This window comes from Xylophilus rhododendri (genome assembly GCF_009906855.1).
GTDB lineage: Bacteria > Pseudomonadota > Gammaproteobacteria > Burkholderiales > Burkholderiaceae_C > Xylophilus > Xylophilus rhododendri.
The window spans coordinates 1541640-1567193 of sequence record NZ_CP047650.1; the positions used below are offsets into that span (position 1 = coordinate 1541640).

Here is a 25554-nt window from a genome sequence, read left to right on the forward strand (position 1 = left end):
CTGGTGGATGGCCGGATTTCAGCCGTGGGCTGCGCGGCCGACGTTCCAGGTCGCGGTTGCCGGCAGGCGGCGGCGCACGATGGCCAGCCGCGTGGCCTTGACCACCGCCGACACCAGGCGGCCATCGCGCGAACGCAGGATTTCCTGCTCGCCTGACAGTGTCGTCAGCACGATGGTGTGGCTCTGGAAGCTGCCCACCAGCCGCACCACCGCGGCCGACAGCAGCGCGAGCACGCCGGCGAAGGCGGCCATGCCCACATCGGCCGGCGAATTGATCAGCTCGCCGATGGCCCACAACACGAAGAGCACGGCGAAGGCGAAAGGCACCGACTTGCCGACATAACTGGATTCCGACTGCACCCGCACCTCCTGCGCGAGGCTCAGCGGATGGGCGATGCCATCGATGACGACGCGGCGTTCGGTGACCAGAACGTCGCCTTGCTCGAACAGAACGGTTTCCTGGGGGCTCATGGTGGGTGTTGCCGGGAAGCTGAAGGATTGCCGACTATGGCCACGCCCGCTCGCCCGCGCCTGTAGGCGATGGCCGCATAACAGACTCGGCCAATCCGCCCAGGCTCAGGCCGGATCGTCGGCCTGCCCGGCCTGCAGCGCGGCCATGCGGCGCTGCAGTTCCAGGGCCTGGGCCTCGGCCTCGCGCTGCCGGCGTGCCGATTCCTCGTCCGCCCGCCGCGCATCTTCCCCGGGCGGCCAGAGGCCGTGGCCGCTGGCGACCATCACGGCGAGCGCGCTGAGCTGCGCGCCGGCTTCCGCCTCCAGCTCATGCCAGGGAGACGGCGCGCTCGGGTCGGGGGTGGAAGACATGGGCGGCACCGTACGCAATCGCCGGGCCAGGGTCAATAGTCGGGCCGAAAGACCATGGCAAGCGCAGCAGGCCCGGCCCGCGCCGGGCCTTGCGGCGACTCCAGCACGGGGGTCCGGCCGACACGGCGGGGCGCGGCCGCGCGGGCATACTCGCTGTCCCATGCTCGAAGTCCCCGATGCGATCGTCTGCGAAAGCTGCGACACCGTCTGGCGCCGCACACCGCTGCGCCCGCGCGAGGTGTCGCACTGCCGCGTCTGCGGCGCCGAACTCGACCGCCATGCCGGCGCGCACCGGCGCCGCCTGCTGCCGCTGTCGGTGGCCAGCCTGATCACCTTCGCGGTGGCCAACCTGTTTCCCATCGTCGAGATCGAGTTGCGCGGCCGCACCAGCCAGACCACGCTGGCCGGCGCCGTGGTGGCGCTGGCGGCCGAGGGCCGCTCGCTGGTGGCGCTGCTGGTGCTGGCCACCACCATCGTGTTTCCGCTGATGCAGCTGCTCATCCTCATCTGGCTGCTGGTGCCGCGCGCCCCGCGCGAGTTGCCCGGCGGCTTCGCCTGGATGGTGCGCACCATGCAGAGCCTGCGGCCCTGGGGCATGGTGGAGGTGTTCCTGCTCGGCGTGCTGGTGGCGCTGATCAAGCTCTCTGGCCTGGCCAAGGTGCTGCCCGGGCCGGCCCTGTTCGCCTTCGCGGCGCTGACGGTGCTGCTGACCGCCGTGCTGTCCTTCGATCCGCGCGGCTTCTGGGATATGGTGGCCACGCCCTCCGCCCGCGCCGGCCGTGCCGGACGGCGCGGCCAGGACAGCGCCGCATGACGGCCGACCCGTCGCAGCCGCCCCTGCGCGCCATCGACGCCGGCCTGCTGCCCTGCCGCTACTGCGGCACCGTCTGGCGGCAGGCGCAGGAAGGCCAGGCCTGCGAACGCTGCGGCACCGTGCTGCATGCACGCAAGCCCGACAGCCTCAACCGCACCTGGGCGCTGCTGATCGCCGCGGCCGTGATGTACCTGCCGGCCAACCTGCTGCCGGTGATGATCACCCGTTCCCTCTTCGGCACGCAGAGCGACACCATCCTCAGCGGCATCATCTTCTTCTGGGTCAGCGGCTCCTACGGCATCGCCGCCATCATCTTCGTGGCCAGTTTCCTGGTGCCGCTGTTCAAGCTGGCGGCGCTCTTCGTGCTGCTGGTCAACGCCGGACGGCGCAGCGACTGGCGGCAAGAGGAGCGCTCCAAGCTCTACCACGTGATCGAGGTCATCGGCCGCTGGTCCATGCTCGATGTGTTCGTGGTGGCCCTGCTCAGCGGCCTGGTGCGCATCCAGGGCTTTGCCGAGATCACCGCCGGCCTGGGCATCGCCGCCTTCGCCTCGGTGGTGGTGCTGACCATGCTGGCCTCCCTGAGTTTCGATTCCAAGCTGACCTGGGACGGGCGTCCCTCTGCGAAAGGCAAGACAAATCCATGAATGGTGACGACACCCAGCCCCCGGCCGCGCCCCTGCCGGCAGACGCGCCGACGGCGCCAACCGCGGCCGCACCGCCCGCGCTGGAGGCGCCGCGCGTGGCGCGCCGCCGCAACTGGCTGCCCTCGCTGATCTGGCTGATCCCCATCGTGGCCGCGCTGGTCGGCCTGACGCTGGTGGCCAAGGTGCTGATGGGCCGCGGCCCGGAGGTCGAGGTCAACTTCAAGACCGCCGAAGGCCTGGAGGCCGGCAAGACCGCCGTGAAGTACAAGGACGTGCAGATCGGCGTGGTGCAGAGCCTGCGCCTGGCCAAGGACCGCTCCCATGTGCGGGTGGTGCTGCAGCTGTCCAAGGACGCCGACAGCTTCACCGCCAAGGACACCAGCTTCTGGGTGGTGCGGCCGCGGCTGGACACCAGCGGCATCTCGGGCCTGACCACGCTGCTGTCGGGTGCCTACATCGTCGCCGACCCCGGCGTGGCGGAGGAAACCGCCAGCGAGTTCACAGGCCTGGAGACACCGCCCATCGTCACCAGCGACGCCTCGGGCAAGCAGTTCTCGCTGCATGCCGACGACATCGGCTCGCTCGATGTCGGCTCGCCGGTCTACTACCGCCGCATCAAGGTCGGCCAGGTGGCGGCCTACGAGCTGGATCCGCAGGGCAAGGGCGTGAACCTGCGCATCTTCGTCAACAGCCCCTACGACCGCTTCGTCGGCACCAACACCCGCTTCTGGCATGCCAGCGGCATCGACATGCAGCTGGGCTCCGGCGGCCTGACGCTGCACACCCAGTCGCTGGCCACCATCGTGCTGGGCGGCATCGCCTTCCGTGCGCCGGACGACAACAACGGCGCGGAGGCCAAGGAGAACACCGCCTTCGCCCTGGCCGGCGACGAGAGCACCGCGCTGAAGCCGCCGGACGGCCCCTCCAAGACCGTGCTGCTCTACTTCAACCAGTCGCTGCGCGGCCTGCAGCCGGGCGCCTCGGTGGACTTCCGCGGCGTGGAGATCGGCGAGGTGAAATCGATAGGCGTGGAGTTCGACCGCAAGACCCGCGAGTTCCGCATGCCGGTGCTGGTGCAGATCTACCCCGACCGGCTGCGCCGCAAGGGCGACGACGCCGCGCCGGAATCCAAGTACACCCAGGACCAGCAGGTGCGCTACCTCGTCAGCAAGGGCATGCGTGCCCAGCTGCGCAGCGGCAACCTGCTGACCGGCCAGCTCTATGTGGCGGTGGACTTCTTCCCCAAGGCGCCGCCGGCCCAGATCGACACCGACAAGGACCCGATCGAGCTGCCCACCATGTCCGGCAGCCTGGATGCGCTGCAGTCGCAGGTGCAGGAGATCGTCGGCAAGGTCAACAAGGTGCCCTTCGACGAGATCGGGCAGGACCTGCGCAAGTCGCTGGCCGAACTCAACAAGACCCTGGCCGGCACCGAGAAGCTGACCCGCACGCTGAACAACGACGTGGCGCCCGAGGTGACCGCCGCCGTGAAGGATGCCCGCAAGACCATCACCAGCGCCGAGCGCACCCTGGCCCAGGACTCGCCCCTGCAGCAGGACGTGCGCGAGACGCTGGAAGAGTTGAAGCGCACCTCCGCCTCGGTGCGCACCCTGGCCGACTACCTGGAACGCCATCCCGAATCGCTGCTGCGCGGCAAACCGGACGACAAGAAATGAAGCTTCGCCACGCCACGCTCCTGGCCTGTGTATCGGCCCTGGCTCTGGCCGCCGCCGGCTGCGCCAGCAGCGAGAAAGAGCGCTACTACACCCTGGCCGCGCCGGCCCTGGCCAGCGCACCGGCCATCGCGGCCGGCGGCGCCCCGCTCTACATCGACATGGGCGCCGTCGCCTTGCCCGAACGCCTGGCCCGCCAGCAGATGCTGGTGCGCCAGGACAGCGACGGCGCCGAAATGCGCCTGCTGGAGAAGAGCCGCTGGGCCTCCTCGCTCGAAAACGAGATGCGCGATGCGCTGGCCGCCGGCGTGGCCGCGCGCCTGGGCGCCATCGACGTGACCCGCCAGCCGCGCGCCGGCCAGCAGCCGACATGGCGCATCGCCGTGCGGGTGCAGCGCTTCGACGCGGTGGAAGACAGCCGGCTCGACGCCGCCTTCAGCTGGAACCTGCGCCGCTCGGACCTGGACCGCAACCTCAACTGCGCCTGGTCCACGACGCAGCCGGTCGGCGCCGGCATCCCCGCCCTGGCCGAGGGAGCGCAGCGCGCAACGGCCCAGGCGGCCGAAGCCATCGCCCGGCAGATCGCCGCCTTGCAGGCCGATCCGGCCGCCGCCTGCCTTCGCTGAAAACCAAACAAGCAGCGCCGTTTTTCTTCGTTCCCGCAGGCCGGGGGCCGGCCTAACCTTCGTCGCATTCCAAGCGAAGGAGAAGCCCCCGTGACCACCCGCCTGCCCCGTCTCAAGAGTTCGCGTTCGGCCGCCGTCAAGGCGCGGCTGGACCATCCGGTGATCGACACCGACGTGCATGTCAACGACTACACGCCGGCGCTCGAAGACTATGTGCAGCACTACGGCGGCAGCGCCCTGGTGGATGCCTTGCGCAAGTCGCTCGGCGGCCGTTTCGCCACCCGTTCGGCCGCCGGCAAGGACTGGTACCAGCAGACCCCGGAGGAACGCCAGCACCACCGCACCCTGCGTGCCCCGTGGTGGGCCCGGGTCACCCGCAACACCCTGGACCTGGCCACCTACACCCTGCCCGAGCTGCTGGCCGAGCGCCTGGCCGAACAGGGCGCGGACTATTCCATCCTCTTTCCCAACGACGTGCTGGCCCCGGCCGCCGCCAGCGACGAATTCCGCCAGCCGCTGCACCGCGCGATCAACCACTTCCATGCCGATGTGTGGAAAAAGCATGCGCACCGCCTGACACCCGTCGCCGGCATCCCGCTCAACACGCCGCAGGAGGGCATCGAGGAGCTGGAGTTCGCCGTCAAGACACTCGGCCTGAAGGTGATCAACATCGCCGGCGGCGTGCGCCGGCCCATCCCTTCCATCGCCGAGAAATACCCCAAGGCCGAGCATCCGGACGTGGCGCGCCACGCCAGCTACACAGACTTCTACGGCATCGACAGCCCGCACGACTACGACCCCTTCTGGGCCAAGGTGGTGGAGCTGGGCGTGCCGGTCACCACCCACTACGGCAGCCAGGGCTGGACCGGGCGGCAGTCCACCAGCAACTACATGTTCAACCACATCGGCCACTTCGCGGACGGCTCGCAGGCCTTCGCCAAGGCCTTGTTCTTCGGCGGCGTCACCCGACGTTTTCCGCAGCTGCGGGTGGCCCTGCTGGAAGGCGGCGCGGACTGGGGCTCGCATGTCTACACCCACCTGGTGGACCGCTTCGAGAAACGCAACCGCCACGCCATCCAGAACTACAACCCGGCCCATGCGGACATCGAACTGCTGGCCGCCCTGTTCGAGGAATACGGGGGCGAACTCACCAAGGGCCGGCCGGTGGACAAGGCCACGCTGCTGCGCGACAGCCTGGGGGTGTCGGCCCTGCCGCACAGCCGCGATCCGGTGGGGGATGAACTCGACGACTTCCTGGCCGCCGGCATCCAGAGCGTGGAGGACATCCGCGAGCGCTGGGTGAAGCCCTTCTACTTCGGCGCCGAGGCCGACGACCGCACGGTGGCCGCCGCCTTCAACACCAAGGTGAACCCGCTGGGCACGCAGATCAATGCGATCTGGTCCTCGGACATCGGCCACTGGGACGTGCCCGACCTCACCGAGCCCCTGGCCGAAAGCTGGGACCTGGTGGAGCAGGGCGTGATCAGCGCGGAGGACTTCCGCTCGCTGGTCTTTTCCAATCCCTACCGCTTCTATACCGAGGCCAATCCGGACTTCTTCCGGGGCACCGACATCGCCGCCAAGGTGAGTGACCAGTCGCAGGTGCAGGGCGGCTGAGCCGGCCCCGCTTTTCCTTCCATCCATCTCCAGGCAGGCGCCGCATCCGCGCGGCGTCCGGCCGCTGCATTGCCCGAACAAAGGTCCTGTCATGACTCTCCCCGCCTCCTTCCCGCGCCGCGCCATCCTGGCCGCCGTCACCCTCTCCATCGCCGGCCTGGCCCAGGCCGCACCGGATGTCATCCGCATCGGCGTGGCCAGCGCCGGCGGCGGCGAGCCCGTCACCTGGGGCGGCTCGCCGGGCGGCGTGGTGCGGGTGAACAACTGGCTGGAAGACGCCTTCAAGGGCACGAACACCAAGGTCGAATGGCTGTTCTTCAAGGGCGCCGGTCCGGCGGTGAACGAAGCGCTTTCGAACAAGCAGATCGACTTCGCCTACCAGGGCGACCTGCCCGCCGTGGTCGGCCGGGCCAATGGCCTGAAGACCAGGCTGCTGGTGGCCAGCGGCACCCGCAACAACTCCTATGTGGTGGTGCCGCCGCAATCGGACATCCACGACATCAAGGGCCTGAAGGACCGCAAGGTCTCGATCTTCCGCGGCACCAACGGCCACCTGGTGGCGATCAATGTGCTGGCCGGGGCGGGCCTCACCGAACGTGACCTGAAGGCCGTCAACCTCGACTCCGGCAGCGCCCAGGCCGCCCTGGTCTCCAACGGCGTGGACGCGGCCTTCGGCGGCTACGAATGGTTCAAGGTGCGCGACCAGGGCCTGGCCAAGGTGATCTACACCACCCAGGGCAAGGACCCGGCACTGACCCGCCAGGCCGCGCTGCTGGTGCGCGAGGAATTCGAGAAGGCCAACCCGGCCGAGGTGCAGAAGGTGGTCGATACCTTCGTGCGTGCGGCCGACTGGGCATCGGACGAGAAGAACCGCACCGAGCTGTTCCGCATCTGGGCGCGCAGCGGCACGCCGCTGCCTTCGTGGGAAGCCGAGTTCGACAAGCAGACGCTGGCCGAACGCAATTCGCCGCTGCTCGACGACTTCATCGTGGCCCGCTACCGCGCCGTGTCGGAGGACGCGGCCAAACTCAAGCTGATCCGCCGGCCGGTATCGCTCGACGGCTGGTTCGAGCCGCGTTACCTGCAGGCCGCCCTGCAGCAGCAGGGCCTGCAGAAGCGCTGGACGGCCTTCGATGCCAAGGGCCAGCCCAAGGCGGGTTCCGCCGCCACTCCGCTCGCTTCGCGCTGATCCGCCATGGCCGCCGCCATCGCCAACACCGCCGCGAGGCGCATCGAACCGCTGCTGCTGCCCGTCGGCCTGCTCGCCCTCTGGGCGCTGGGCGCGGCCCAGGGCTGGATCTCCGAGCAGGTCCTGCCACCGCCGCGTTTCGTGTGGGAGACGCTCAGCGAACTGGCCACCAGCGGCGACCTCTGGCTGCATGCCAGCGCCAGCCTGCAGCGGGTGGTCGTGGGTTTCCTGGCCGGCAGTGCACTCGGCCTGGCGCTGGGCACGGCCATGGGCCTGTCGCGCAAGGCCGAGTCCTATCTGCTGCCCACTTTCAACGCCATCGTGCAGATCCCGGTGCTGGGCTGGATGCCTTTCGTGCTGCTGCTGGTGGGCATCGGCGAGCCGCTGAAATACATCCTGATCGCCAAGGCCGCCCTGGTGCCGGTGGCGCTCAACACCCTGCAGGGCTTCCGCCAGGCATCGCCCGCCTTGCGTGAGGTGGGCCGGGTGTACGGCTACAGCAAGCGCCAGGAGGTGCTGGAGATCGTGCTGCCCACCGCCCTGCCCACGCTCTTCACCGGGCTGCGGCTGGGCTTCACCAAGGCCTGGCTGTCGCTGGTGGTGGTGGAGCTGGTGGCGTCCAGCGAAGGGCTGGGTTATCTCATCGTGTACGGCCGGCAGCTGTTCCAGCTCGACCTGGTGATGGCGGCGGTGATCGTGGTCGGCGCGGTGGGATACGCCATCGACCGGGCACTCGACTTCGCGGAGCGCCGCGTGGCGCAGCGCCACGGCGCGACGACTGGAAAAGCATCATGAGCGCCACCCTGCCCTCCTTCGTCGGCGTGGCCGATGCACCCCTGTTGGCCGGCGAGCTGCCGCCCGAGCCGCGTGCCGCCCAGGCCGTGCGCAAGGCCGGCGCCGGCCGCTGGCGCGGCCTGGTCGTGCCGGCCGTCGCCCTGGTCCTGTGGGCCGTGGCCGCGCGGCTGGACTGGGTCAACTCCGCCCTGCTGGTCTCGCCCGCCCAGGTGGCCGCCACCTTCTGGGAGTTGATCGTCACCGGCCGGCTGTGGCTGGCGCTGCAGGCCAGCCTGGCGCGCGAACTCACGGGCCTCACCATCGGCGTGGCCAGCGGCCTGGTGCTGGGTGCGCTGCTGGGCCTGTGGCCGCGTTTCTCGCGCATCGTCGGGCCCAGCTTCAACACCTTCAAGCAGATCTCCCTCTTCGCCTGGATCCCGCTGATCTCGGTTTGGTTCGGCCTGGGCGACGTGGCCAAGGTGGTGTTCCTGTCGCTGGCCGCGCTGGTGCCGGTGGTGGTCAACACCGCCGACGGCATCCGCAACACGCCGGCCAGCCTGCTGGAGGTGGCGCGGGTCTACGGCTACACCCGTGCCCAGACCATCCTGCAGGTCGTGCTGCCCGCCGCGGCGCCTTCGATCTTCACCGGCTTCTACCTGGCCCTGGTCTATTCCTGGCTCGCCACCATAGGCGCCGAATACCTGCTGGTGGCAGGGCGCGGCGTGGGCAATCTGCTGATCGAGGGCAGCGAGCATTTCCAGATGGATCTCGTCATCGCCGGCATGGTCACCCTGGGCCTGGTCGGCTGGGCCATGAACGCCCTGGCCCGCGCGGCCGAACGTGCACTGGCGCGCCGGCTCGGCCGCTGAAACCCCATTCCCGAAAGACTCGCCATGAACACCACCCTCACCCGCGACCTGCGGATCCACGTCGCCGCCAAGCGCTTCGACAGCAGCCAGTCGCAAGACGGCAGCCTGAAGGTGCTGGAAGACATCCACCTCGACCTGCCGCCCGGCGAGTTCGTCAGCATCGTCGGCGCCAGCGGCTGCGGCAAGTCCACCCTGCTGCGCCTGGTGCTGGGGCTGGACACCGAATACGAGGGCCGCATCGAACTCGAAGGCGAACGCATCACCGGCCCTGGCCTGGACCGCGGCATCGTGTTCCAGGACCACCGGCTCTTCCCCTGGCTGACGGTGGAGCAGAACATCGGCGTGGGCCTGCGCAACGCCGGCCTCTCGCCGGCCCGCAAGCGCGAGCTGGTGGCCGAGCATGTGGCCCTGGTCGGGCTGGAAGGCTTCGAGAAGTCCTTCCCGCATCAGATCTCCGGCGGCATGGCGCAGCGGGTGGCGATCGCCCGCGGCCTGGTCAACCGGCCGCGGCTGCTGCTGCTCGACGAGCCCTTCGGCGCGCTGGACGCACTCACCCGTGCCCGGCTGCAGGCCGAGCTGCAGCGCATCTGGCAGAAGGAGCGCATCACCATGCTGCTGGTCACCCACGATGTGGAGGAAGCCGTGTTCCTGGGCGACCGGGTGGTGGTGATGCAGCCGCATCCGGGCCGCATCCGCAGGGTGGTGAAGGTGGACCTGCCGCACCCGCGCAACCGCAGCGATCCGGCCTTCATCCGCATCCGCGACGACGTGCTGTCGGACTTCCTCGACCCGGCCGAACGCGGCCGAGACGAGGTGCGCCCGGCGCCGATCCCCGAACCCTCTTTCGGCCAGCCCGGCTCGCGGCTGCGCTTCGCCTGGTGAATCCCTTTTCCGGAGAGACGACATGACCCAGAGACAGATCAAGCTCGGCGCCTTCCTGATGCAGACCGGCCACCACATCGCCGCCTGGCGCCACCCCGAGGCGCAGGCCGATGCCGGGGTGAACTTCCGCCATTACGTGGAACTCGCCCGTAAGGCCGAGGCCGCGAAGTTCGACGCCATCTTCTTCGCCGACGGCGTGGCGGTGCGCAACAGCAACCCGGCCGCCCTGGCCCGTATCGCCCGCAGCGACCAGTTCGAGCCGCTCACCCTGCTGTCGGCCCTGGCCGCGGTGACCGAGCGCATCGGCCTGATCGCCACCGTCTCCACCAGCTACCACGAGCCCTTCAACGTGGCGCGCAAGTTCGCCTCGCTCGACCAGATCTCGGGCGGCCGGGCCGGCTGGAACCTGGTCACCTCGGCCACCACCGCCGAGGCGCAGAACTTCAACCGCGAGCACCAGTTCGCCCATGCCGACCGCTACCGCCGCGCGGCCGAGTTCCACGACGTGGTCACCGGCCTGTGGGACAGCTGGGAGGACGATGCCTTCCCGCGCGACAAGGAAGCCGGCATCTACCTCGACACTTCCAAGCTGCATGCGATCGAGCACCGCGGCGCGCATTTCCAGGTGCGCGGGCCGCTCAACGTGGCGCGCTCGCCGCAGGGGCGGCCGGTGGTGGTGCAGGCCGGCGCGTCGGAGGACGGCCGCGACCTGGCGGCGCGCACGGCGGAAGTCATCTTCGTGGCGCACCAGACCTTCGAGGAGGCCCAGGCGTTCTACGGCGACATCAAGGCCCGCGCCGCGCAGTACGGCCGGCATCCGGATGCCGTCAAGGTGATGCCGGGCATCTTTCCCGTGGTCGGCCGCACCCAGGCCGAGGCCCAGGAGAAGTTCGAGCGGCTGCAGTCGCTGATCGACCCGCTGGTGGGGGTTTCGCTGCTGTCGGGCATCACCGGCGGCTTCGATCTTTCCGGCTACGACGTGGACGGCCCGCTGCCCGAGCTGCCGCCCACCGAAGGCCCGCAGAGCCGGCAGCGCCTGCTGCTGGACCTGGCGCGGCGCGACGGGCTGACCATCCGCCAGCTCTATCTGCGCATCGCCGGCGCGCGCGGCCACCAGCAGGTGGTGGGCACGCCGGGCAGCATCGCCGACCAGCTGCAGCAGTGGTTCGAGGAAGGCGGTGCGGATGGCTTCAACATCATGAGCCCCTGGTTTCCCGGCGGGCTGGACGATTTCATCGGGCTGGTGCTGCCCGAGCTGCGGCGGCGCGGGCTGTTCCGCACCGAGTACCAGGGCAGCACCCTGCGCGAGCACCTGGGGCTGGCGCGGCCGGAGCACCCGGCGGTGCTGGCGCGGCGTGCGGCCGCGGCGCCGCGGGCGGCTTGAACCTCTTTTTTCCCCCACCGCTTTTTTTGGAGCAGCAGACATGAGCATTCAGGCCATCAACGTACGCAATCAGTTCAAGGGCAAGGTTCGCGAGATCATCCGCGGCGATGTCGTTTCCGAGGTGGATGTGGAGACGCCCTGGGGGATCGTGACATCGGTCATCACGACCCGGTCGGTCGATGACCTGGGACTGGACATCGGCTCGGAGGTGGTTGCGCTGGTCAAGTCCACCGAGGTGTCTATCGCCAAGCTCTGAATTTAATTTTCTGCGGGGGCGGTTCTCCTGGCGGAGGGCGGAGCTGGGGCTGCGCGCCCCAGACCGCGCTCACTTTCTTTGCTTCGCTGTTTAGACCGGGGACATGGGAAACACCTGTGCGGGGACATAGCAAACACCTCGGCTCAATTTGCGCGCGGGCAGCCCGTAGCGCTCGAAGACTGCCTGGAGCTGGCTCTGCACCGTGGCGCTGTCGGTCCTGGCGCAGGCGGCCGCGGCCAGGTTGAAGCGCGAGTGGTCGTCGAGCAAGGTCAGCGGGTTGCAGCGCCCGGCAGCGGTCTCGAAGTGGCCCTTGAAGTCGAGCTGCCACAGCGCGTTGGGATGCTCGTGCTCGAAGCGCTGCCAGGGCTGGCTGGCAGCGCTGGACTCTGCGGGAATCAGGCCGTTGCGTCGCAGGATGTCGGTGACGGTGCTGGTGGCGGGCACCTCGCGGTGGCCGAGGTCCAGCAGCCTGCGGCAGATCTTGCGCGCGCCCCAGGCAGGATGCTCGCGCCGCATCGCCAGGACGGCCGACTACATGTCCGCGGGCGTCTGCAGCGGGCTGTGTACGGGGCGCCTGGAGCGCTCCACGAAGGCCGCTTGACCTTCCACTGCAAAACGCTTGAGCAGCGCATAGCCCGCCTTGGGCGTGATGTTGAAGCGCCGGCACAACTCGCGCCGATTAGCCCCTTCCTGCAGGGCCAGCTCCACGAACTCTTGCTTGGTGCTCATGAGGTCTCTCGGTTGCCAGGGCATGGGCTTCTCCTCGGCTTGACTGCCGCACAGAAGTGTTTCCCATGTCCCCGCACACCCGTTTCCCATGTCCCCGGTCTGAACACTTCGCCAAAGAAAGTAAGCAAAGAAAGGCGACCCGACACCCGAGGCCCTTCGGGCACCGCTGCGGTACTCGCAAAGGCGGGGTCCACGACAACTCGCTTCGCTCAAACAGGTCGTGGCCCTGATCCGCCTTTGCTTGTCCTGGTCAAATTTCCAAAGACAAGTCGATAGGGGATTCAAACCCCTGAGGACAACTGGAACATGACGAACCGCCTTCCCCGCCGCAGCTTCGACGAGGCCTTCAAGCTTCAAGTCGTCAAGATGATCCGAGAGCAGAACCTGAGCGTGCCGCAGGTCTGCAGAGACATGAGCCTGACCGACAGCGCGGTGCGCCGTTGGGTCGAGCAATACGATGCAGAGAGTGCAGGCCAGCCCGGCATTGGCAAGCCTTTGACCGAGGAGCAACGGCGTATTCGTCAGCTCGAAGCAGAGCTGCGGCAACTGCGCCAGGACAACGACATCTTAAAAAAAGCATCGGCCTTCTTCGCCCGGGAACTGAAGTAATCCACCGCGTGATTGCTCAGTGGCAGAAGAAGGCCGAGACAGTTGCAGTGAGCACGCTGTGTCGTGTCTTGAGTGTCAGCCGAGCAGGTTATTACGCAGCGCTTAAACGAGCAGCTCGGCCTGCCGTAATCGAGCCCATTGAGGTGCAATTGAAGGCCGCATTTACAGCGAGCGGGCGCAGTTACGGCAGCCGTCGGTTGCGTGCTGCGCTCGAGGTCCAGGGCATTGACGTTGGCCGCTGGCGCATACGCCGACTAATGCGCGAACACCGCCTGCAGCCAAGCTGGAAGCGCAAATTCGTTCACACCACCGACAGCCGCCACACGCTGCCGGTGGCTGCAAACGTGCTGCAGCGGCAATTCGCGCCAGCCTCGGCCAATCAAGCTTGGGTGGCAGACATCACCTATATCCGGACTCGCAGCGGCTGGCTTTATCTGGCTGCCGTCCTGGACCTGTATTCACGCAAGTTGATTGGCTGGGCTACTGCACCGAGCATGCCGGCAGAGCTGGTCTGTGCGGCTTTGGAGATGGCCATTGGCCAACGAAAACCCAGCCCCGGCTTGATCGTGCATACCGACCGGGGCAGTCAATATGCCAGCGAGCTTCATCGCGACGTACTGCAACGCCACGGCCTGCTGGCCAGCATGAGCGGCAAGGGCAACTGCTGGGACAACGCGGTGATGGAGCGCTTCTTCTTGAACTTGAAGATGGAGCGCGTCTGGCAGCGCGACTACGCCAATCACGCTGAGGCTGCTGCAGACATCGGCGACTACATCGTCGGCTTCTACAACAGCACTCGACTGCATTCGACATTGGGTTATCTGCCGCCCAACGCCTTCGAGCGAAAAATGGCAGCAACACGCCCTATCGAACTGTCCGAAAATTCTTGACCAGGACAGCTCCGTTCCTCGCTCTCGGGCTCACGGGACCCGGAAGCGGGAGCGGGGACAGCGGCTGCTTCGCAGCGCAACGGGCCGTCGCTGCGCTCGGCCTCCGATTGAATAACCCGCCCCTTGTCATCGGCCGCATTTCAGTGGAGGCCGAGCGAAGCGACGGCCCGTTGCCCTGCGAAGCAGTGGCTGTCCCCGCTCCCGGGTCCCGTCTGCGGGTGAGCGAGGAGCGCAGCAAAAGCGGGTCAGGGCCACGACCTGTTTGAGCGAAGCGAGTTGTCGTGGACCCCGCTTTTGCGAGCACCGCAGCGTGCCCCCTCCGCAGGAGGGGGACTCCCGCAGCCGGGTCGCCTTTCTTTGCTTACTTTCTTTGGCGAAGCAAAGAAAGTGAGCGCGGTCTGGGGCGCGCAGCCCCAGCTCCGCCCTCCGCAGGAGAACAGAAAAAAAAGCAAAGCCTACCCAGTAGCAAGGCAACAAAGAGCCCGAGCCTCAGCAACCCAGTGCGGCGAATGCCACCACGCCTCCCCAACCGCCAGCGGCACAGCAGCCACAGCAGGCACAGCCCCCGCAACGGCAGCAGTCTTCAATCCAGCAGGAAACGGCGCCAGCAAATCCTCCAAAGAGTGGTCAACCCCACCCACCATCACCCGCCGCACCTTCGCCGCACAGCCGATATCGGCAAGAGGATCCCCCTCGACACAGACCAAGTCAGCCAACTGCCCGACAAGCAAGGTCCCCAGGTCGTGCCCCAGCACACGCCCCGCGTTGGCAGTGGCAGTCCGCAGCGCATCCACAGCCGGCATCCCATGCCGCACCATGGCCCGCAGATTGAGATGCAGGCTCAGGCCCGCAGCCACGATCGGATAGTCGCTCCCGCACACCACCGTCACCCCCGCAGCCTGCTGCGCCCGCAGGGTCGCCACCTGGTTGGCCACCATGCGCACCGGCCGGCTGGGCCCGCCCCGCGCAGCGCGCTCAAGAGGCGCCCGCTCCGCATCCGGAAACAGCCGCTGCACGCGCACATCCTCAAGCACCTCCTCGGGATGGTCGCCCAACAGCCCCTCCAGCCCGAAGATCGTCGGCGTACGAAAACTCCGGCTAGCCCCCGCGATGGCGACCACATCCTGGTACCCCACCCCCAACATGCTCCCGGTGCGGGAATAGCCGAAGCGGCTGGTGCCGCCCATGTGCTCATGCCCCGGCGCCCCGAAGGCCACCGCCGGGAACAGGTAGTGCGAGGTGATCGGAATGCCCAGCCGCTCGGCCATGCGCACCGCCCGCTCCTGCAGGTCGGCCGGCAGCCGCACATAGGTCTTGAGCAGGTCGTAGTCCAGCGCCCGCGCCCGCTCGAACTCGCGCAGCAGCTGCGAGGCATGGCGGATCGGATGCATGCCGTCGTAGAACACACGCGAGCCGTCCAGCGCCTCGCCGGTGCCGAAATGCCGCGGCCCCACGCGCCAGCCGGCATCCACCGACTCCTTGTTCTCCAGCGCCAGGTAGGCGTTGTCCGCCAGCCCGCGGGTGGAGGTGATGCCGTAGGCCAGGAAGATCGCCGGATCGCGCGAGGCCAGCTGGTTGCCCATCTCGCGGTGGGTGTGCATGTCGATCAGGCCGGGCATCACCGTCTGGCTGCTGGCATCGACCCAGCGCACGCCCGGGCGGTGCGCGCGGTGCGGCTCGATGGCGGCGATGCGGTGGCTGCGGATGACGATGTCCACGTCCTCGCGCAGCGTGTCGGCCACGCCGTCCCAGAAGCGGCCGGCATGGACCACGGTGGTGCCGGCGGGGCGGGCCACGGACCAGCGCAGGTGGAAGGGGATGTCCTGTCCTTGCGGCAGGGCCGGGCCGTCGAGTTCGCGCAGCCGCAGCCGGCCGTTGCTCAGGTAGAGCAGTCGCCGACCGTCGGCGCTGAGGCTCAGGGCATCGGCCGTGTCCTCGCCCAGCGCCTCGGGCGCGCCCTGCAGGCTGCCGTCCGCGCCGATCGGCGAGCGCCACAGCGTGCCGCCGAGGGTGTAGATGAAATGCTTGCCATCGGGCGACCACAACGGCCCGTTGACGTTGCGCACGTCCAGCGACACCCCCGGCAGCGGCACCTGGTAACGCATGCGCCCGCTGGCCAGGTGCACCGTGAGGATGGCATTGACCGCCTCGCGGTAGCGCGCCGAATACGGCCGCACGCCGGCCAGCGACAGGTATTCGCCATCGGGCGACCAGCTGGAGCGGCCCGACCAGGCGGTCTGCCGCGCCACCTTCCGGATCGCGCCGCTGGCGGGGTCGACCAGGCAGAGCCAGCCATCCTCGCTGGCGCAGACGATGCGGCTGCCGTCGGGCGACCAGGCGGCCTGCTTGAGCGGCCGGTCGGAGTCGGTGAGCTGGCGTGCGTCGCCGGTCCGCAGCTCATGCACCCAGAGCTGCAGCATGCCGCTGCGGTCGCAGGCATAGAGCAGGCGCTGGCCATCGGGTGACCAGCAGGGGCCGATCTTGGCGGCCCGGTCGTGGGTGAGCTGGCGCGGCTCGGGCTGGCCCAGCGTCAGCAGCCAGAGCTGGCCGAGCGCACCGAAGGCCACCCGGCCGCCCTCCGGCGACAGGCTGGGAAAGGCGATGCCCTTGACCGGGCGCGGTGCGCGGCTGTCGAAGTCGCGGCGGCGCCGCAGCGGCGGCCGGTGGGCAGTGACACGCACCGTGGCGCTGAAAGGGATGCGGCCGGGCACGGTGGATGCCGCGCCGATGCGGCGGCGGCGGATCTCGCCATCGGCGGTGTAGAGCAGCTCGTCGGCCGACAGCCACACCGCCGGCACCGGGAACACATCCTCCGCATCGTCGCTGGCCGGCTGGCCGTCGACGATCAGGCGGCAGGCGGTGACGTCGCGCGGCGTGCCGATCACCTGCCGGCAGCTGATGCGCCGGCCATCGGCCGACCAGGCCGGCGCGCTGGCGCCGGGCCCGGCGAACTCCACACGCGGCGCGCCCACATCGGCCGGCACCGACAGGATGCGGCCGCTGCTCGAGAAGGCCACACGCGAGCCGTCCGGCGACCAGGCCGGCTCGCCGTCCTCGCCCTCGGTGTCGGCGATGCGGCGCACCTGGCCGGTGGCCAGCGCATAGGCATAGAGGGCGTAGTGCCCGCCGCGGTCGCTGGCGAAGGCGATCTCGCGGCCATCGGGCGACCAGGCGGGCTCGCGGCAATCGAACTCGCCGCGGGTCAGCTGGGTCAGGCCGCTGCCGTCGGGCGCGATGGCCCACAAATGGAAATTGCCGTCGCGGTAGGACTGGAAGACGATGCGGCCGCCGTCCGGCGACCAGTGCGGCCGGGCCATGTCGTGCAGGTAGCCGGTGAGGCGGCGGGCGCTGCCGCCTTCGGCCGGCATGGTCCAGAGGATGCCCTGCAGGTCCATCGCGATCTGCCGGCGGTCGGGCGACAGGGCGATGGCGAGGTTGGTGCCTTGGGTCAGCTCGACCGGGGTGTCGCCCCACTCCTGCTGCTCGGCCATGGCGGCGGCGGAGGTGGCGGCCTGCGGCTGCAGCACCCAGGGATCCATCGCGGCAGCCGCGGCCACGGCGGCGGTGAGGGACATGAAGCCGCGCCGGCTGGTGGCACGGCCGGGGCGGGAGTCGCGGGCATCGCCGCATTGGAGACAGTACAGGGACACGGCGGATGGGGCGATGAGGGCGATGAAACCGGGACACCCATGCTAGGTACCGGCCGCCCGCGCCGTGTCGCCTTTTGCGCAGGGCGGCGCTGCGCAAAAGGCCACGCGCCCTTGTCCGTCCGTCAGTCCTCCAGCTCGTCGGCGATGTCGTGCTCCATCACCGCGACGGGCGCCGGCTGCGGCGCGGCGATGGCCGCCTCCATCGGCAGCGAACGCATGTCGTCGAGCTTGCGCGCCAGCTGCTCGGCGAAACGCGCGGCCGGCAGCGGCAGGGTGCGGCCCTTCAGCTGGCCCAGCACCAGCGGGCCGTGGGCGCCGTCGGCCTCGTCGATGGGGCGCACCGCCAGCTGCGGATCGGCCCGCCAGTGCGAGGCGCCTATGTCCACCTGGAAGGTGATGATCTCGGTGCCCTTGACCATGTCGGCCAGCAGGTCGAAGGAGTTGGACTCCATCACCGGATTGGGCTGCATCGAGGAGCTGCGCGCCAGCACCTGGTCGATCAGGGCGCGGCCGGAGTAGCTGGGGTCGGGCAGCGCCAGGTCGTACATCACGCATTCGCGCACCCGCAGCTTGGGTTTGGCGGCCAGCGGATGGTCGTGCGCCATCACCGCCACCATGCCCTGGCCGATGGACATGATGGGCTGCAGCTCGGCCGACTGCTGGGGGCGGAACACCAGGATCAGGTCGGCCTCGTAGGCCATCAGGTGGCGCATGGCGGTGGCGTGGTCGCACAGGTTCACGGTGAGCTTGAGCAGCGGGTACTTCTGCCGGAACGCGTTCATCTCGTCCTTCAGGAAACCGCGCGCCACCGCCTGGCTGACCGAGATGCGGATCTCGCCGCGCCGCAGGCCGGCCAGGGCCTCGATCTGCGAATAGACGCGGCGCAGGTCGGCGTTCTGGTTCTTCACCCAGCCGATGAAGATCTCGCCGGCGGCGGTGAGCTGCACGCCCGAGGAGTTGCGCTCGAACAGGGCCGAGCCCAGGTCGGCCTCCACGTCCTGGATGCGCCGCAGCAGGGCCGAGGGCGTGACATGCAGGCGCTCGGCCGCCTGGCGCACCGAACCCACACGCGCCACCTCTTCCAGATAGCGCAGGACGCGCATGTTTCGCAAAGCCACGACACCACTCCTCGGACCGATAAGTCAACACAGCCACACGAATTCGGCACCTCCCGCTCCCCGGCCATCCACTAACGTGGAGCCGCGGGGACAGGGCCTGTTCCATGCGGGGATGGACACCATCCAAGCAAGCACGATGCCAATGGCCCCGCACGCACGAGTCGCTTTACTGTCTGGAAAACATCGATCTATGGACCTGGGTCTGCGCGGAAAAGTCGTCGTCATCACCGGACCGGCCAAGGGCCTGGGCCCGGCCATCACACGGGCCTTCGCCCAGGAAGGCTGCAAGCTGGTGCTGGCCAGCCGCGACCTCGAAGCGATCGAGTCGGTGGTGATGAGCGTGGAGGGCATGGGCGCCAGCGCCCTGCCGGTGCGCTGCGACGTCACCAACCCCAACGAGACCGACCGCATGGCCGAGCTGGCGGTGCAGCGCTTCGGCCAGATCGACGCGCTGATCAACGTGGCCAGCGATACCGGCCCGATCGGCGACGCCACCTGGAACACCTCGCCGATGGAGTTCGAGCACACGATGCAGGTCAACCTGCTGGGCTGCTTCAACACCATGCGGGCGGTGCTGCCGCGCATGATCGCGCGGCGCTACGGCAAGGTGGTGAACGTGGGCGGCACCTACGGCATGCGCGGGCGCGCCGGGCGCATGGCGTATTCGGCCTCCAAGTGGGGGCTGCGCGGGGTGACCAAGTCGGCCGCGCTGGAGGCCGGGCCCTACAACATCAATGTGAACTTCGTGGCGCCGGGCATGGTGGACGACGAGCATTTCCGCCGCAAGTGGATCCCCGAGGCGATGCAGAAGTTCGGCATAGACGCCCGGCAGGCCGAGGAGCGCCACGCCGAGGAATACGCCATGCGCCGCATCAGCACCGACATGGACGTGGCCAATGCCTGCCTGTTCCTGTGCTCGGACGTGGCGCGGCAGATCACCGGGGTGGACCTGCCGGTGGACGGCGGCTGGGCCGCGCTGTGAGCCTGCCGCTGCGGACGGTGGAGGTCGCCGGGGTGTATGCGCGGCCCGGCGTAGAGCCGCCGCTGGGGCCGTCGCGGCTGCATCTGCAAGACGGCCGCATCGCGCGCATCGAGCCCCTGGCGCAGCTGCCGCCCGAGGCCCGCCACCGCATCGCCCTGCCCGCCCCCTGCAACGCCCACGACCATGGCCGCGGCCTGCGCACCCTGGCCTTCGGCGCCTGCGACCAGTCCCTCGAACTGTGGTTGCCCGCGCTCGCGCGCGAGCCGAAGGTGGACCCCTACCTGCGCGCCGCCGTCGGCTTCGCCCGCATGGCCGAAGGCGGCGTGGCCCTGGCCAACCACTGCCACAACACGCAGGACGGCCGGGCCCTGCTGCAGGAGGCCGAGGCCGTCTCGCGCGCGGCGCGCGACGTGGGCGTGCGCATCGCCTTCGCCGTGCCCTTCGCCGGCCGCAATTCGGTGGTCTATGGCCCGCTGGAGCCCCTGCTCGCCCACCTGCCGCACGGCGACCACGAACGGCTGCGCCGCATGCGCCAGCCGACCCGCACGCTGGCCGAGAACCTGGCCCTGGTCGAGGCCATCGCCGCACTGGAGCACGAGGGCTTCCAGGTGCAGTACGGCCCGGTCGGCCCGCAGTGGGTGGATGACGAGGCCATGGCCGCCATCGCCCGCGCCAGCGCCGACAGCGGCCGGCGGGTGCACATGCATCTCTTCGAGACCCAGCGCCAGCGCCGGTGGGCCGATGCCGAATACAAAGGCGGCCTGCTGGGCCACCTCGATGCCATCGGCCTGCTCTCGCCCCGCCTCACCCTGGCCCATGCGGTGTGGCTGGACGAGGCCGACTGCGCCCTGCTGGCCGAGCGCGGCGTGACGGTCAGCGCCAATGTGTCCTCCAACCTGCGCCTGCGCTCGGGCATGCCGGCCTTTGGCCGCTGGCTCGACGCCGGCCTGCGTTTCGGCCTGGGCCTGGACGGCATGAGCCTGGACGACGACGAAGACATGCTGCGCGAGACGCGCCTGGCCTGGCACCAGCTGCAGGCCAGCGACCGGCAGGACCGGTTCCAGCCCGCGCAACTCTTCCAGGCCCTGTGCGTGGACGGCCGCCGCAGCATCGTGGGCGAGGACGGCGGCGGTGTGCTGCAAACCGGTGCGCCGGCCGACATGCTGGTGCTGGACACGCAGCAAATCGTGCGCGACCGCATCGCCCCGGATGCGCCCGAGCTGCTGGAACTGGTGCTGGCCCGCGCCACCAAGGCCCACATCCACCAGCTGTGGGTGCGCGGCCGCTGCATCGTGTCGGACGCGGCCTGCGCCTCGGTGGACCTGCCCTCGCTGGAAGCCGCGCTGCTGGACGACGCCCGCGCCCGCCATGCCGCCGAGCCGCCCGACGCACCCGCCATCGCGCGGCTGCAGCGCGCGCTGCGCATGCACCTGGGCTGCTGCTAGATCGCCTGCAGTGCGTGGATCAGGTGCTGCGCGAAGGCATGCGCCGCCACCGGCATCTGCCGGCCGCGCAAGGCCGCCAGCATCAGCCGGCCGCGCGGAAAGCCCCGGTCCTCGATCTCCTTGACCACCAGGTCCTCCCGCTCGGTCACCGCGCCGATGCGGATCTGGAAACTCAGCGTGTCGTCATGGTGCAGGCAGGCGCGCAGGAACTCGAAGCTGTTGCTCTCGATGGCCGGCCGCAGCTTGATCGAGCTGCCGACCAGGAAGCGGTCCAGCATCTGGCGGCCGCCCAGTTCGGGGCTGGGCAGGGCGATGGGATAGTCGGTGCAGTCGCGCAGCCGCAGGCCGCCGGCACGCCGGGCCAGCGGATGGCCGCGATGCATCAGGCAGACCAGGCGCTGCTCGATCTCGGCCAGGCTTTCCACATCCGGCTCCGGCGCGAGGTTGAAGACCAGGGCCAGGTCGGCCTCGTAGGCGCGCAGCCGCTCCAGCGCCTGCAGGTGGTCGCCCACCCGCACCTGGAAGGCCACCAGCGGATGCTGCCTGCGAAATGCGGCCACCGCGTCCGGCAGGAAGAACGGCGCCAGCGCCTGGCTGGCCACCAGCCGCACGCTGCCGCGCCGCAGGCCGTGCAGTTCCTCGATCTGCGAACGCACCTGGTCGAGCTGCGAGGAACGGTCGCGGATATAGCGCACGAAGAGTTCGCCGGCCGCCGTCAGCCGCATGCCGCGCGGCAGGCGTTCGAACAGCGGCGTGCCCAGTTCCTCCTCGATGTCCTGCACCCGCCGGTTGACCGCCGAGGCGGCCACGTGCAGGCGCTCGGCCGCCTGGCGGATCGAGCCGCTGCGGGCCACTTCGTCGATGTAGCGGAGGAATCTCAGGTGGTTCATGGGCGGCGTGGAGGTGCTGGTCGGACTGCTGCCGTAACAGCATCGCATGGTACGTAAATCGGCATGGACCGGCAACGCTTTCTGGCATGTCGCCTGCGTGCTTCCGGCCGCACGGAAGGCGCCGCACCGACATGGCGCGGCGCCTGCCCCAGAACCCCGCAGCAAAGGATTTGCCATGGATCTCAAACTCAAGAACAAGGTGGTCGTGATCACCGGCCCGGCCAAGGGCATGGGCCGCGGCGTGACGCTGGCCTTCGCCCACGAGGGCGCGAAACTGGTGCTGGCCGGGCGCGATACCACCGCCATCGAACCGGTGGCCGCCGAGGTGCGCGCCCTCGGCTCGGAAGCCATCGTGGTGCCCTGCGACCTGACCCAGGGCACGCAGACCGAGGCCCTGGCCGCCACCGCGCTCAAGGCCTTCGGCCGCATCGACGTGCTGGTCAACGTGGCCGGCGGCTCCGGCCCCATCGGCCGCACCGGCTGGGAGACCACCACGGCCGAGTTCAACGAGATCGTCGAACTCAATATGACCGGCTGCTTCAACACCATGCGTGCGGTGCTGCCGGCCATGATCAAGCAGGAGGGCGGCAAGATCGTCAACGTGGGCGGCACCTTCGGCATGCGCGGGCGCGCGGGGCGGGCGGCGTACTCGGCCTCCAAGTGGGGCCTGCGCGGCATCACCAAGAGCTTCGCGCTGGAGGCCGGCGCGCACAACGTCAACGTGAACTGCGTGGCGCCCGGCATGGTGGACGGCCCGCGCTTTCGCGAGAAGGTCTGCGCCAACATGGCCGAGAAGCTGGGCATCACGCTGAAGGAGGCCATGGCGCGGCATGCGGCCGACTACGCACTCAAACGCGTCTCCACCGATGCCGACATCGCCAACGCCTGCCTGTTCCTGGCCAGCGAGGTCTCGCGCCAGATCACCGGCGCCGACCTGGCGGTGGACGGCGGCTGGGCCTCCCTCTGACAACCCGTTTTCCCCGAGAGTAGACCCCCCATGAAAGAAGTAGACCTCGTCATCCGCGGCGCCAGCGTGGTGTCGCCCGACCAGATCATCCAGGCCTCGGTGGCCATCGCCGGCGAACGCATCGTGGCCGTGGGCCACGACGACCTGATGCCGCCCGCCCGCGAGGAGATGCGCGCCGACGGCCTCTTCCTGCTGCCCGGCGCCATCGACAGCCATGTGCATTTCCGCGACCCCGGCTATCCCAACAAGGAGACCTGGAAGACCGGCTCGGCCGCCGCTGCCTGCGGCGGCGTGACCACCGTCTTCGAGATGCCCAACACCCATCCGCCGACCGGCACCGTCGAGGCCCTGCGCATCAAGCAGAAGGCGGCCGAGTCCTCCTATGTGGACTTCGGCATCCACGGCCTGCTGGGCGACGACTCGGTGCACCGGCTCGAAGAGCTGCTCGATGCCGGCGTGACCAGCTTCAAGGCCTTTGTCGGCAACACCTTCGGCAACCTGCCCGCGCCCACCGACGGTGCGCTACTCGAAGGCTTCGAGACCCTGGCGCCGCTGGGCATCCGCACCGTGGTGCATGCCGAGAACTCGTCCATCCTGCTGCGCCGCCAGCAGCGCATGCAGGAGGCCGGCCGCACCGACACCCTGGCCCACCTGGCGGCCCGCCCCGCCATCGCCGAGATCGAGGCGATCAACCGGGTGCTGACCCTGGCCGAATGGACCGGCGCGCGGGTGCACATCGCCCACCACAGCGCGGCCGATTCGCTCTACCTGCTGCGCGAGTTCAAGCGGCGCGGCGTGGACGTGACCGCCGAGACCTGCCCCCAATACCTGCTGCTCAACACCGAGGACATGCTGAAGCTCGGCGGCATCCTGCGGGTGAACCCGCCGATCCGCGAGCCGCGCCACAACCAGCCCCTGTGGGACGCGCTGATGGACGGCACCATCGACATGATCGCCACTGACCACGCGCCCCACACGCCCGAGGAGAAGACCCGCGAGAACATCTGGGACTGCGACTGCGGCTTCCCCGGCGTGGAGACCCAGATGGCGCTGATGCTGACCGAGGTGAACCGCGGACGTGCCTCCCTGATGGACTATGTGCGCTGGAGCGCGGTGGCCCCCGCCAAGGCCTGGGGCCTGTACGGCACCAAGGGCGTGATCGCGCCGGGCGCGCATGCCGACATCGCCATCGTGGACATGGCGCGCAGCGGCACGCTGTCGCAGAACCGGCTGCAGAGCATCAGCAAGATCTCGCCCTGGAACGGGCGTGCGGTGCAGGGCTATCCGCTGCACACCCTGGTGCGCGGCCGCTTCGTGATGCGCGAGGGCAAGCTGGTGGCGGACGCCGCCGGCTGGGGCCGCTCGGTCAAGGGCATACAGGCCATGCCCACGCCGAAACCGCGCAACACCGAGCACTACCTGGGCGCCGTGCTGGAGACGCCGCTGTGAGCCGCATCCGCATCACCGCCGGGTCCCTGGTCTTCATCGCCGAAACGCATCCCGATGCACCGCGCACCGTGGCCGCCTTCCTGCAGCTGCTGCCCTACCGGCAGAAGCTGATCCATGTGCGCTGGAGCGGCGAGGCCTGCTGGGTGCCGCTGGGCGAGTTCCGGCTGCTTCACGAAGGCGAGCCGGTGGGTTTCGAGAATCACACCAGCCATCCGTCCCGGGGCGACTTCCTGTTCTACCCCGGCGGCTACAGCGAGACCGAGATCATCCTGGCCTACGGCGGCTGCAGCTTCGCCAGCCGCATGGGGCCGCTGGCGGGCAACCATTTCCTGACCATCGTGGAAGGCCAGGAACAGCTGCCGGCGCTGGGCGAGCGGGTGTTGTGGCAGGGCGCGCAGGACGTGCTGTTCGAGCTGCTCTGAGGCGCGACCTCAGCGCTGGGTCGGCGCGGCCACGGGTTTGGCCTTGGCCGCGGGCTGCTCGTCGAGCCGGCGCACCTCCACCTCCATGTCGGCGACCGACAGCGGCAGCTTGCCGTAGTCGGAGATGAAGGCCACGTCGGCCGCGTCACGACCGTAGGCCAGCACGATGCGGCCGCCGCGCGGCGCGGCCTGGGTGGCGTCGAAGGTGTACCAGCGCCCGCCCAGGAAGGCTTCGAACCAGGCGTGCAGGTCCATGGGATCGAGCTTCCACAGATAGCCCACCACCATGCGCGCCGGGATCTTCAACGCACGGCACAGGGACACACCCACATGCGCGAAATCGCGGCACACGCCCTGGCGCTTGGCCAGCGTGTCGCAGGCATCGGTGCTGGCATCGCTGGTGCCGTAGCGGTATTCGACGTTCTCGTGAATCCAGCGGGTGACCGCCTCGACCTGGCCGTAGCCGGGCGAGGCATCGCCCACGATCTTCCAGGCATGGTCCTCCATGCGGTCGCTGGGGCAGTACCGGCTGGGCAGCAGGTGGTGCAACACATCGTCGGGCAGCGTGGCCACCGGCTGCCAGGGAGCGCTGCGGTCCACCGCGATCTCGTCCTCGGTCATCACCTCCATCTCCACGGCCACCCGCATGCCGCCGGGCGGCACGGTGAAGCGCTGGCAGAGGTTGCCGAAGACATCGACGAATTCGGAACACGGCACCCAGGGTTCGAGCCGGTAACGCTCGGATTCGAGCCATTGCGCCAGGCCGCTTCTGGGCCGCAGGATGGCGACCACGGGGGTCGGATGGTTGACGTGGAGGGACAGGGCACAGGATGCGAAAAGCTTCATGCGC

25 protein-coding genes are annotated in these 25554 nt (G+C 69.2%); 17 read left to right on the forward strand and 8 right to left on the reverse strand.

What is annotated here, in order from left to right; translation table 11 throughout:
- Positions 1-18: 18 nt before the first annotated feature.
- Both GT347_RS06995 and GT347_RS07000 read right to left on the reverse strand, forming a co-directional pair.
- Complete coding sequence (locus GT347_RS06995) at positions 19-471, reverse strand: DUF6232 family protein (protein WP_160551276.1); 453 nt, start codon at positions 469-471, stop codon at positions 19-21.
- A 105-nt stretch (positions 472-576) separates the two neighbouring features.
- Positions 577-822 (reverse strand): hypothetical protein, encoded by a 246-nt coding sequence (locus tag GT347_RS07000; RefSeq protein ID WP_160551277.1) that lies wholly within the window; start codon positions 820-822, stop codon positions 577-579.
- Between the two features lie 160 nt (positions 823-982).
- On the opposite strand from GT347_RS07000, the gene GT347_RS07005 reads away from it, so the two are divergent.
- From GT347_RS07005 to GT347_RS07055, 11 genes are all read left to right on the forward strand, one after another.
- A complete protein-coding gene (locus GT347_RS07005; protein ID WP_160551278.1) occupies positions 983-1636 on the forward strand; it encodes a paraquat-inducible protein A in 654 nt (217 codons plus the stop codon).
- Complete coding sequence (locus GT347_RS07010) at positions 1633-2283, forward strand: paraquat-inducible protein A (protein WP_160551279.1); 651 nt, start codon at positions 1633-1635, stop codon at positions 2281-2283. The genes GT347_RS07005 and GT347_RS07010 overlap by 4 nt, the downstream gene beginning before the upstream one ends.
- Positions 2280-3959, forward strand: a complete 1680-nt coding sequence (locus tag GT347_RS07015; protein ID WP_160551280.1) for a PqiB family protein — start codon at positions 2280-2282, stop codon at positions 3957-3959. Before GT347_RS07010 ends, GT347_RS07015 begins: the two co-directional genes overlap by 4 nt.
- Positions 3956-4582: a PqiC family protein gene (locus GT347_RS07020; RefSeq protein WP_160551281.1), complete on the forward strand. Its 627-nt coding sequence runs from the start codon at positions 3956-3958 to the stop codon at positions 4580-4582. The genes GT347_RS07015 and GT347_RS07020 overlap by 4 nt, the downstream gene beginning before the upstream one ends.
- A gap of 90 nt (positions 4583-4672) precedes the next feature.
- Positions 4673-6199, forward strand: coding sequence for an amidohydrolase family protein (locus tag GT347_RS07025; RefSeq protein ID WP_160551282.1), 1527 nt, complete (start codon positions 4673-4675; stop codon positions 6197-6199).
- Positions 6200-6290: 91 nt separating this feature from the next.
- Positions 6291-7388, forward strand: coding sequence for an ABC transporter substrate-binding protein (locus tag GT347_RS07030; protein ID WP_160551283.1), 1098 nt, complete (start codon positions 6291-6293; stop codon positions 7386-7388).
- 6 nt (positions 7389-7394) lie between these two features.
- Positions 7395-8183: an ABC transporter permease gene (locus tag GT347_RS07035; RefSeq protein ID WP_160551284.1), complete on the forward strand. Its 789-nt coding sequence runs from the start codon at positions 7395-7397 to the stop codon at positions 8181-8183.
- The gene (locus GT347_RS07040; protein WP_160551285.1) at positions 8180-9031 is read left to right on the forward strand and encodes an ABC transporter permease; all 852 of its coding nucleotides are present in this window, start codon (positions 8180-8182) and stop codon (positions 9029-9031) included. The genes GT347_RS07035 and GT347_RS07040 overlap by 4 nt, the downstream gene beginning before the upstream one ends.
- 24 nt (positions 9032-9055) lie before the next feature.
- Entirely contained in the window at positions 9056-9913 is an 858-nt protein-coding gene (locus GT347_RS07045) for an ABC transporter ATP-binding protein (protein WP_160551286.1), read from the forward strand.
- A 22-nt stretch (positions 9914-9935) separates the two neighbouring features.
- Positions 9936-11297, forward strand: a complete 1362-nt coding sequence (locus GT347_RS07050) for an LLM class flavin-dependent oxidoreductase (RefSeq protein ID WP_160551287.1) — start codon at positions 9936-9938, stop codon at positions 11295-11297.
- 40 nt (positions 11298-11337) lie between these two features.
- Positions 11338-11553 (forward strand): TOBE domain-containing protein, encoded by a 216-nt coding sequence (locus GT347_RS07055; RefSeq protein WP_160551288.1) that lies wholly within the window; start codon positions 11338-11340, stop codon positions 11551-11553.
- A 90-nt stretch (positions 11554-11643) separates the two neighbouring features.
- Here GT347_RS07055 and GT347_RS07060 read toward each other — a convergent pair whose 3' ends face one another.
- Both GT347_RS07060 and GT347_RS07065 read right to left on the reverse strand, forming a co-directional pair.
- Positions 11644-12069 (reverse strand): DDE-type integrase/transposase/recombinase, encoded by a 426-nt coding sequence (locus tag GT347_RS07060; protein ID WP_160551289.1) that lies wholly within the window; start codon positions 12067-12069, stop codon positions 11644-11646.
- Positions 12070-12084: 15 nt separating this feature from the next.
- Entirely contained in the window at positions 12085-12282 is a 198-nt protein-coding gene (locus GT347_RS07065; protein ID WP_160551290.1) for a helix-turn-helix domain-containing protein, read from the reverse strand.
- Positions 12283-12588: 306 nt separating this feature from the next.
- Here GT347_RS07065 and GT347_RS07070 point away from each other — a divergent pair.
- A protein-coding gene (locus GT347_RS07070; RefSeq protein WP_160550549.1) for an IS3 family transposase occupies positions 12589-13781 on the forward strand; the annotation gives its coding sequence in 2 pieces (ribosomal slippage) (positions 12589-12862 and positions 12862-13781; 1194 coding nt in all).
- A gap of 455 nt (positions 13782-14236) precedes the next feature.
- On the opposite strand, the gene GT347_RS07075 is transcribed toward GT347_RS07070, so the two are convergent.
- Both GT347_RS07075 and GT347_RS07080 read right to left on the reverse strand, forming a co-directional pair.
- A complete protein-coding gene (locus tag GT347_RS07075) occupies positions 14237-17356 on the reverse strand; it encodes an amidohydrolase family protein (protein WP_160551291.1) in 3120 nt (1039 codons plus the stop codon).
- A 197-nt stretch (positions 17357-17553) separates the two neighbouring features.
- Complete coding sequence (locus GT347_RS07080; protein WP_229722774.1) at positions 17554-18549, reverse strand: LysR family transcriptional regulator; 996 nt, start codon at positions 18547-18549, stop codon at positions 17554-17556.
- A 190-nt stretch (positions 18550-18739) separates the two neighbouring features.
- On the opposite strand from GT347_RS07080, the gene GT347_RS07085 reads away from it, so the two are divergent.
- Both GT347_RS07085 and GT347_RS07090 read left to right on the forward strand, forming a co-directional pair.
- Positions 18740-19531 carry an SDR family NAD(P)-dependent oxidoreductase gene (locus GT347_RS07085; protein WP_160551292.1) on the forward strand — a complete coding sequence of 264 codons (792 nt, stop codon included), beginning with the start codon at positions 18740-18742 and terminating at the stop codon, positions 19529-19531.
- The gene (locus GT347_RS07090) at positions 19528-20976 is read left to right on the forward strand and encodes an amidohydrolase family protein (RefSeq protein WP_160551293.1); all 1449 of its coding nucleotides are present in this window, start codon (positions 19528-19530) and stop codon (positions 20974-20976) included. The genes GT347_RS07085 and GT347_RS07090 overlap by 4 nt, the downstream gene beginning before the upstream one ends.
- On the opposite strand, the gene GT347_RS07095 is transcribed toward GT347_RS07090, so the two are convergent.
- Positions 20973-21866 (reverse strand): LysR family transcriptional regulator, encoded by an 894-nt coding sequence (locus GT347_RS07095; RefSeq protein ID WP_160551294.1) that lies wholly within the window; start codon positions 21864-21866, stop codon positions 20973-20975. The genes GT347_RS07090 and GT347_RS07095 overlap by 4 nt on opposite strands.
- A 175-nt stretch (positions 21867-22041) precedes the next feature.
- Between GT347_RS07095 and GT347_RS07100 the strand changes: the two genes are divergently transcribed.
- Genes GT347_RS07100 through GT347_RS07110 form a run of 3 tightly spaced genes read left to right on the forward strand, consistent with a single transcriptional unit; the run spans position 22042 to position 24704 of the window.
- A complete protein-coding gene (locus GT347_RS07100; RefSeq protein ID WP_160551295.1) occupies positions 22042-22833 on the forward strand; it encodes an SDR family NAD(P)-dependent oxidoreductase in 792 nt (263 codons plus the stop codon).
- Between the two features lie 30 nt (positions 22834-22863).
- The gene (allB, locus tag GT347_RS07105) at positions 22864-24282 is read left to right on the forward strand and encodes an allantoinase AllB (protein WP_160551296.1); all 1419 of its coding nucleotides are present in this window, start codon (positions 22864-22866) and stop codon (positions 24280-24282) included.
- Positions 24279-24704: a DUF3830 family protein gene (locus GT347_RS07110; RefSeq protein WP_160551297.1), complete on the forward strand. Its 426-nt coding sequence runs from the start codon at positions 24279-24281 to the stop codon at positions 24702-24704. The genes allB and GT347_RS07110 overlap by 4 nt, the downstream gene beginning before the upstream one ends.
- 9 nt (positions 24705-24713) lie before the next feature.
- On the opposite strand, the gene GT347_RS07115 is transcribed toward GT347_RS07110, so the two are convergent.
- The gene (locus GT347_RS07115; protein WP_160551298.1) at positions 24714-25550 is read right to left on the reverse strand and encodes a transglutaminase domain-containing protein; all 837 of its coding nucleotides are present in this window, start codon (positions 25548-25550) and stop codon (positions 24714-24716) included.
- Positions 25551-25554 lie beyond the last annotated feature (4 nt).